Source organism: Neorhizobium phenanthreniclasticum, from assembly GCF_040066075.1.
Lineage (GTDB): Bacteria > Pseudomonadota > Alphaproteobacteria > Rhizobiales > Rhizobiaceae > Neorhizobium > Neorhizobium petrolearium.
In genome coordinates, this window is sequence record NZ_JBEAAL010000010.1 from 66,905 (window position 1) to 75,247 (window position 8,343).

An 8,343-nucleotide genomic window follows, 5' to 3' on the forward strand; every position below is an offset into this window, starting at 1 on the left:
TCCCCTTGTTTTCTATTTGAGGAGATTGGGCAGCAAAAGCGTCAGGTCCGGCGCCATGAACATAAGTGCCAGAATGACGAGTTCGATAAGGATAAAAGGAGCGGCAGCACGGTAGATCTTGGGGAGCGCCGTATCGCGGCTAACGCCCTGCATCACCATCAGCAGAATGCCGAATGGTGGCGTCAGCAATCCAAGCTCAATGGCCACCAGCATCATCAAGCCGAGCCAGACCGGCTCGACGCCCGCCGCTTGCGCCAGCGGCATGAAGAAAGGAAGCGTAATCATCATGATCGAGATCTGGTCTATGAAGCAGCCAAGGATCAGGATGATGAGCAGCATCATCGCCACTAAAATGGCGGGTCTTGGGTCGAAAGCTTCGATCAGCCCGATGAAGCCGGTGGTTGCCCCAGAAAAGGATAGAATCTGCGAGAACGTCGTCGACGCCACGATGATGAACAGGATCGAGATGGAAACCTTGGTCGTTTCGACCATCGACTTGATGAAGTTCGCCGGGGTCAGGGTGCGATAGCCCATCGTAGCGATCAAGGCGGCCGCCGAGCCCAGCGCCGCCGATTCCGTGGGCGTTGCGATACCGGCAAGCATTCCGCCTACAACGGCAATGAAAATGCCCGAGAGCGGCAGGACATCACGCACGAACGGCATGATCCGCTCTTTAAGCGGAGGGATCGTTCTGACATCTTCGCGCGGCGCCGAAGATGGGACCATCTGTGCCACGATGATGACGAAGGCCAGGAACGACACCGCCATCAGGAGGCCGGGCATGATCCCACCGATCAGCAATTGGGATATGGAAATGCCCGAGAGCGATCCTAGCATGACCGCGAGCGCCGACGGCGGAATAAGGACGGCGATACCGCCCACTGCCATCGTCGGCCCGAGGGCAAGCGTGGTCGAATAGCCGCGCTTGATCATTTCCTGCGACAGCGTACCGCCCAGCATCGCTGTATTGGCAATCGAAGAACCGGAAAGTGCAGCGAATGCCGTTCCGCCCACGACGGAGACGCAAGACAAACGCGCGGGAAGTCTGACGAGTAGCTTCTCCACCGCATCGATCGCCCTATAGGCAAGACCCGTATGGAAAAGCAGCTCGCCCATCAAAATGAAGAGTGGAATCGGGGCAAGCGCAAAGGAGTTCACTGCGAGCGAGGCATTGCGCGTCAATTGCATCAGGCCGGCTTCGCCGCCCAGGAATATCCATGCACCCACGAGGTTTGCGCCGAGAAATGCGAATGCAACCGGTGTACCGATGGCAAATTGTAGAGCAAGTAGGCCAATCAGTAGAAGAAGTGTCTGCCACCAGATCATGCGGTTTCTCCTGCTTGCAGCAGCTTCGCAAGGAACTCCAGACCGCAGAGGCCAAAGCACCAAATCACCGGCAGCATGAGATACCATTCCGGGAAAACGAGGGTTTTGAAGACCAAGGCGCCGGCCTTATAACTGTCGAGAAGAGTGGCGACGGCGAGCCAGGTGAGGCCGAGCGAGATGACGATTCCGACTAAGAAGCAGATCTTGACCATCGCCGACGCTGTGTCCTTGCTCACGACCCGCAGCAGGACGTCCACATTCACATGCCCACTGTGATGCAGCACCCAGGGCGCTCCCGCGAAGGTGCCGACTGTGATGAGATATTCGGTGACCTCGTTAAGCCACGGCCAACTCAAAAGGCCGAGATTGCGTCCGAGAACGTCTAGGATAACTGAAAGAGCGAGCAAGCCGAAGCAGAGTGCTGCGATCGCCCCGGCGAACGCTATAACTCCACTCAGCGCCGCTCTGAACCGAGCGCCGATCATAACAGGTTCACCCACTGGACATGTTTATTGCGGTATAATCCTTTAGGCTTAAAATTTGTCAACGGCAATAATTCTCTGCGAGTCTCTTTGCATGGTAAAGTCGGGCGCAGCGGCATGTTCGCGTACAAAGCCGTCCCATGCTGCTAAAAGACCAGACCACGAGCGTGAGATGTTCATATCCGGAGAAATTCTTATCCTGACTGGAACACCTGGTTCAGGCAAAACGACCGCGGCAAACAGCATCGCGCAACTGCCCGGCGGCCCGAAGGTCCACCTGCATTCGGACGACTTCTGGCATTTCATCAAGGCAGGCTCGATTCCACCGTGGCATCCCGAGGCCCATGCCCAGAATGCAACAGTGATCGATGTGCTGGCCGGGGCGGCCGCCCGCTATGCGAAGGGCGGCTACTTCGTGCTGGTGGATGGCATCATTGGGCCCTGGTTTTTAGACGCGTTCCGAAATATCGGAGCGGTCCTGCACTATATCGTCCTTCGTCCGGATCTGGAGGAGGCAATCAGACGATGCCGCCAACGAGGCGGCGCCTCCCTTTCTGATCCCATTCCAATTTCCGCGCTCCACCAGCAGTTCGCGAATTTGGACGTATTGGAAGGCCATTCGCTGTCGGTCGCAGGCATGAGCGCTGACGAAACTTGCGATTCCATCCGTCAGGCAGTGGAAAGCGGGCGTTTCCGGCTGAGGTAGGCCTAAAGTGGTTGAGGGGAGTGTCGTCCGCTCAGAGGGCGCAATCCTGCCGTCGCGCGTTGGAAACGCCAGATGAGTCGGCCCTGGCGTTTCGTTTGTTGAGATGTCGGCCTACGCCACCAACCCCTTGGTCAGTTCCAGCGCCTGCCGCTCGAACAACCGGCGATAGATCCCCTTGTTGAGCCGGATCAGTGCCTGATGGTCGCCTTCTTCGACAATCTTGCCTTTATCGAAGACCAGCAGCCGGTCCAGCGCCCGCACCGTGGAGAGACGATGGGCGATTACCAGCGTTGTGCGGCCGTCCATCAGACGTTCCATGGCCTGCTGGATCTGCACCTCGCTCTCGCTATCAAGGCTCGAGGTCGCCTCGTCCAGGATCAGCACCGGTGCGTCGGCCAGGAAGGCGCGGGCGATGGCGACACGCTGACGCTCGCCGCCCGATAGCTTGACGCCACGTTCGCCGACCATCGTCTCATAGCCCTTGGGAAGGTCCATAATGAACTCGTGCGCATTGGCCTGTTTCGCAGCCTTTTCGATTTCGCGCCGCGAAGCATTCGGCCTGCCATAGGCGATGTTTTCCGCCAGCGTCCGGTGGAACAGGATGGGCTCCTGCTGCACGATGGCGATCTGCCCGCGCAGACTCGATTGCAAGACCTCGGCGACATCCTGTCCATCGATACGAATCGAGCCCGAGTTCACGTCATAGAGACGCTGAATGAGCTTGACGAAGGTTGACTTACCCGAGCCCGAATGCCCCACCAGACCGACGCGCTCGCCCGGTTTGATGGTGACGGAAAAGTCCTCGTATAGAGGGTTGGGATGAGCGCCGTATTGAAAGGTGACGCGATCGAAGACAATCTCGCCCGCGCCAATCTCGATCGGCACGGCGTGCGGCTTGTCCTCAATGCCGAGCGGCATCTTGTCGAGCAGCACCAGTTCTTCCATGTCGTTGACGGCCCGCTGCAGGTTACGGATGTCCTGACCGACATTGCGAAGATAACCCTGCAGAACGAAGAACATTGCCAGCACGAACGTGATGTCACCGGGTGTGGCCAGCCCCTGCCGCCACATGATCAGGCCCGTTCCCAAAATGCCCGCCTGCATTGTGACCATCATTAAACCCTGGATCGTGCCGCTCGTAGTGCCGCGCTTCCATGTCCGCCGTGTGCGACTGTCCCATCTGGCCAGCACCTGGCTCAGCCGCGTCTCTTCGCGCTTCTCGGCGCCGAAGGCCTTGACCACCGCATTGCAGCTGATGGCGTCCGCCAGCGCACCGCCGAGCTTGGTGTCCCAGGCGTTGGCAAGTCTTGCGGCCGGCGAAACGAACCCCATGGAAAGCGCCACGGTGACGCAGACATAGATGAACGAGCCCGCCCCCACGACCAGACCCATGATCGGCCAATAGCTGCCGAGTACGATACTCGCGCCGACCAGCATGACGATGGACGGCAGCAGGGCGACCAGCAGCAGATCGTTAAGCGAGTCGAGCGCCCACATGCCGCGGGTGATCTTGCGAACTGTCGAGCCGGCAAAGCTGTTGGCGTGCCAGTCGGTCGAGAACCGCTGCACCCTGTAAAAGCCGTTGTTGACCACATCTGCCATGGTGCGCAACGTCAGCCGGATAATGCCGATGAAGATTAACCAGCGCAGCGCCACGCTGGTCAGGCCCAGCACGACAACGATGACGAAGGCGCTGAGCGCACGATCGGCTCCATTGCCGCCGGCAATGGCATCGACGATCTGGCCGGAAAATACTGGCACCATGACTTCGGTCAGCGTGCTTGCGATCACCAACACGATGATGGCGCCCACGAAAACAGGTCGATAGCTCCAATGATGAAAAACAAAGCCGAGCACCTGGCGATAGGCGTCGGCACGAAAATCGAGCTTCTTGCGAGTCATTGACTTCAGCCCGGCCCGTGTCGGCGCCGGTCCTCAAATCGAGAGTTGAGAGGTACACAGCCCATGCGGGAGACGAAATAATCCCGTGAAATCAATCGGGCTGTGACAAAAGAGAAAACCGCTGGTCGCGCCCGAGGAGGGCCGCGAATGGAAATGACCTAGTGTCGGGTCATTCCGCACGGGAGGTTTTCGACGATCGATACTGTCATTCCAACGCCTCCCTTTGTTCGATCCTAAGCGGTGAGCGGTTTATACCCGAGCAATTCGGTATTGCCAAGCGGTCACCACAACCTGGCGGAAGGTGATGCGCAAACGACACAATTCAGACTGGGAAGGGCAGAATGCCGCCAACGGCCAACGTGCCGGACCTGACAACTGGCCCACAGATGCCATCGCCTCAAAACCAACGCGATGTCTGCTTCGGCAGAGCGAACACCTGCCTCTGTCACCGAAAAGGGGGCATTACCGACCGCCGTACGGGGCTATAAGTGGACACTCGTCATGTCGGAGCAAATCTTCCGTTGTAGGATTAAAGAATTCAGTAGTCCGACAAAGAGTATCTTGCGTTTGGGGAACCAAAACGAGGCTGCACGCCGAGAAGAGGCGCAGCGCGGCTGATAATCGACTTGATCATAGGCGCGGCGGTGGATGCTGCCGTTCGGCCGCCATGTTCACCTGTCTTCGGAGCGTCGATGATCGAAAGCACCACATATTTCGGCCTGTCCATCGGAAATGCTGCGACGAATGCATTGAAGTTGATATCGTTCGCGTACCGCCCGTTGATCACCTTGTCGGCGGTGCCCGTTTTGCCGCCCACGTTGAATCCTTCGACTTGGGCGCTCCGGCCGGAGCCTTTCAGGCCATTCCAGGTGTAAAGATGACGCATGTCCGCACTGGTTTTGTCCTTTATGACGGTACGCGACAGCAGTTTCGCCTGCTCGCGACTGCGGCGAAGAAATGTCGGAGGGACAAGACTTCCGCCGTTGATCAATGAAGCGGCGGCGACCGCCGTCTGCAACGGCGTGGTCGCCACGCCATGGCCGAACGAGATCGTCACGGAGTTGATTTTCTTCCATGTGCGCGGCTGGGTCGGCGTTGCGACACCAGGCATTTCGGTTTCCATCTTTGACAGGAGCCCGAGCTTTGCCAGAAATTGCTGATGCCCTTCGATGCCGACCATATCGGCAATTGCGGCCGTACCGATGTTTGATGAATACTGGAAGACTTCCGGGATTGTCAGTGCCCGGTTCTTGCCCTTGAAATCCCTGATCGTGAAGCCGCCCATTCGGATCGGTCGGGATGCGTCGACAACGGAATTCAAGGTTATCTTCTCTTCGTCTAGTCCCATCGCCAAAGTGAAGCTCTTGAATGTCGAGCCCATCTCATAGGTCGCATTGCTCACCCGATTGAACCAGCCCTTTTCGTATTCTTTGTCCACGTTTCCATCAGGAAGCGTTCGCGACGGTTCGTTCGGATCGTAGTCGGGCACCGAGGCCATCGCGAGCACTTCACCCGTGTCGACATCGAGAATGACCGCACCGGCGGCTTCGGCCTTGTAGGTGGTCATCGCAGTTGCGACCACCTCACGCACGATGTTCTGGACACGAATGTCGATCGAAAGTCTAACGGGCTCCAGCGGCGTATCGCCTGTCATTCCGGCCGCGCGGAGATCCGACAAGCCTTGCTGGTCCAGGTGACGCTCCATTCCGGCGAGACCTTGATTGTCAACGTTCACATGGCCCACGATATGCGATGCGGTAGCACCGCCGGGGTAAAAGCGCCGCTTCTCCGGACGAAAACCGACGCCGGGAATGCCGAGCGCGAGAACAGCCGCCTGTTGCCGAGGCGTCAGCTGCCGCTTCAACCACTGGAAGGCAGTCCCCGAACGCAGCCGTTTGTGTGTTTCGCCCCAATCCAGGTTCGGAATAACCTGCGCGAGCTTCTCCACGACCTCGTCCGCATCGACGATGCGCCGCGGGTCCGCATAAAGCGACACCATGTTGACGTCAGTCGCCAGAAGTGCGCCGTTGCGATCGACTATGTCGGGGCGTGATGCAACCACAGTAGGGCTGCCGAGCGAACTGGTGGTTGGGGGATCAGCGATACCATATTGGACAAGCCGAGCGCCAATGAGGAAGAAGACGACCGAAAAACCTGCGATCAAAATCCCCAGTCGCTGACGTGCCTGCCTCCTCCGGCGGACACCGGTGCCAATGAATTCTCCGCGTCCTTCGGCGTCCCGCCGCCTCACTATAAAATGAGCGCGCCTCTTCAATCGAACGACAAAGGAAATCATTGAGGAAATCCATTTAACGCAATAGTCTGGAATGGGCGAAGAATGCCGTTGCTAAAAATTTAATAAACATGCCGATTTGCTCGCGGCAATGAGCGGAGAGCAACCCGCCAGAAACGATCGCTACACGATTAATATACAATTAAAGACGTACCATTCTCGGGCTCTGGCATTAACGGTACCAATGACCGCTCCGAGAGCGCGAAGGCGATGGGGTCGCAAAACCGCGCATCGATGGAACGTTCGCTCAAAAGCACTGCAATCCTCCGCCCGTCGAAAAACACGAGGCCGCCTTCGAGCGGCTCTTGACGACCGAACGGCGGCTCTCTGCGTTTTAAGGGAACTAGGCGTGGCATAGCGGCCAGCCGATGATAGGAATCTCACCGGCCGATTACGCATGCACTGCGGACGCCGCGAGAGGCTGGCGTCGGACTTTCCGCGGATCTGGCAGATCATGAATGCCTTGCGAGACGTTCTTCGCAGATGAGGCGAACCAATTTTTGAAGCACCTCTATGCGTTCGATGATCCAGCAAAGCTCTTCTTCTGTTATCTCGAAATGCGGCGAATATCGCGCAGCTACGTAGGCGCGATCGAGCCGTTCGAAACAGCGGCGGGCGAATTTGGTGTCTCGCGGCCATGCCTCGATCAGTCGCGGGTCGATCCGCTCGGCCGAAGAGCGTAGGAATTTCAGGCGATGCGACTTAGGCGAGTAGAGGGTCAGGACAAGTAGCGCGCAGTGATAGAGGCGTTCAGCGGCTTGGTGGAAATTGAAGGTGGCCTCATTCACATTGCCTCTTTGCAGTAAAAATTCTGCCGATGCTTTAAAAGCGTCCGCACTTGGATACCAATGATCGAAATATCCCCTTGCTTCTATCTTCGCATCTTCCTGATCCAGCGGCTTCGGTGCCACGAAGGGATGGCCTTCCTTTTCATGGAGCATGATGCCGTCGCGGATGATGTCGATAAAGAATGGCCGTCCGCGTGCCAGCTGGTCGTTCACGTCCTGCAGCGTGTGAACGATGATGTTGACCGGCGTCTCGATTTCCTTGGTGATCGTCAATTCGCGCAGGAAATGATCGGACACGTCGTGCCAGAGATCATTGTCTTCCCCGACGCTCTTCAGGTTGACGACAACGAGGATATCGAAATCGGACCTGTAACCGCTCTTGCGATCTTCCACCCAGTCGCCGCGGCTATAGGAACCGAAGAGAATGACCTTCAAGATCCGCCCGGCATTCTGCTTTTCGGAAAGCTTCGACTGCTGAGCCGCCTCGAATTCCTCGAAGATGATTTTCAAGGCGCGCGAAAGCTCCCGCTGCTTGCGCTCCGGAAGATGGCCGACGGCCTCGCTATCAGTCACGGGAACACCTGTATCCATTGTCTCCGTCGCTTGTTCTAGTCGATCTGCAGATCCAGAACCTACGCCCTCGTATTCGTCTTCCGTTCAAAATCATGCCTAGCGGAGCATCGGTCAAGCCCGCTCCAGCGCAGAATGCGAAAGCTCTACTAGTGTGACGTCTCAGAGATTATGACGGGTTGTTCTATGCCCAGAATTGGCAGGTCTTGCGGGGGGACGAGCAGTTGGATGCTGCGCGCGACACCTGGTTGCTTTTGGATCAATCCGATTTTCTCA

General features: G+C 57.6%; 6 protein-coding genes. 1 reads left to right on the forward strand and 5 read right to left on the reverse strand.

The window, feature by feature from the left end:
- Positions 1-12 precede the first annotated feature (12 nt).
- Entirely contained in the window at positions 13-1,326 is a 1,314-nt protein-coding gene (locus tag ABK249_RS15515) for a TRAP transporter large permease (protein ID WP_348863222.1), read from the reverse strand.
- Positions 1,323-1,811: a TRAP transporter small permease gene (locus ABK249_RS15520; RefSeq protein WP_348863224.1), complete on the reverse strand. Its 489-nt coding sequence runs from the start codon at positions 1,809-1,811 to the stop codon at positions 1,323-1,325. The genes ABK249_RS15515 and ABK249_RS15520 overlap by 4 nt, the downstream gene beginning before the upstream one ends.
- A 169-nt stretch (positions 1,812-1,980) precedes the next feature.
- On the opposite strand from ABK249_RS15520, the gene ABK249_RS15525 reads away from it, so the two are divergent.
- Positions 1,981-2,514, forward strand: coding sequence for an AAA family ATPase (locus tag ABK249_RS15525; RefSeq protein ID WP_227702483.1), 534 nt, complete (start codon positions 1,981-1,983; stop codon positions 2,512-2,514).
- Between the two features lie 111 nt (positions 2,515-2,625).
- On the opposite strand, the gene ABK249_RS15530 is transcribed toward ABK249_RS15525, so the two are convergent.
- The 3 genes from ABK249_RS15530 to ABK249_RS15540 all read right to left on the reverse strand — a co-directional run bounded on the left by ABK249_RS15530 (position 2,626) and on the right by ABK249_RS15540 (position 8,088).
- Complete coding sequence (locus ABK249_RS15530; protein WP_348863227.1) at positions 2,626-4,416, reverse strand: ABC transporter ATP-binding protein; 1,791 nt, start codon at positions 4,414-4,416, stop codon at positions 2,626-2,628.
- Positions 4,417-4,954: 538 nt separating this feature from the next.
- Complete coding sequence (locus ABK249_RS15535; protein WP_037156251.1) at positions 4,955-6,712, reverse strand: peptidoglycan D,D-transpeptidase FtsI family protein; 1,758 nt, start codon at positions 6,710-6,712, stop codon at positions 4,955-4,957.
- 449 nt (positions 6,713-7,161) lie between these two features.
- A complete protein-coding gene (locus ABK249_RS15540) occupies positions 7,162-8,088 on the reverse strand; it encodes a HEPN domain-containing protein (protein WP_348863229.1) in 927 nt (308 codons plus the stop codon).
- Positions 8,089-8,343: the final 255 nt, after the last annotated feature.

Excerpts from the sequence above, each read along its gene's own strand:
- ABK249_RS15535 (WP_037156251.1), bottom strand. The coding sequence starts at position 6,712 with ATGATTTCCTTTGTCGTTCGATTGAAGAGGCGCGCTCATTTTATAGTG.
- ABK249_RS15520 (WP_348863224.1), bottom strand. The coding sequence starts at position 1,811 with ATGATCGGCGCTCGGTTCAGAGCGGCGCTGAGTGGAGTTATAGCGTTC.
- ABK249_RS15530 (WP_348863227.1), bottom strand. The coding sequence starts at position 4,416 with ATGACTCGCAAGAAGCTCGATTTTCGTGCCGACGCCTATCGCCAGGTG.
- ABK249_RS15515 (WP_348863222.1), bottom strand. The coding sequence starts at position 1,326 with ATGATCTGGTGGCAGACACTTCTTCTACTGATTGGCCTACTTGCTCTA.
- ABK249_RS15540 (WP_348863229.1), bottom strand. The coding sequence starts at position 8,088 with ATGGATACAGGTGTTCCCGTGACTGATAGCGAGGCCGTCGGCCATCTT.
- ABK249_RS15525 (WP_227702483.1), top strand. The coding sequence starts at position 1,981 with ATGTTCATATCCGGAGAAATTCTTATCCTGACTGGAACACCTGGTTCA.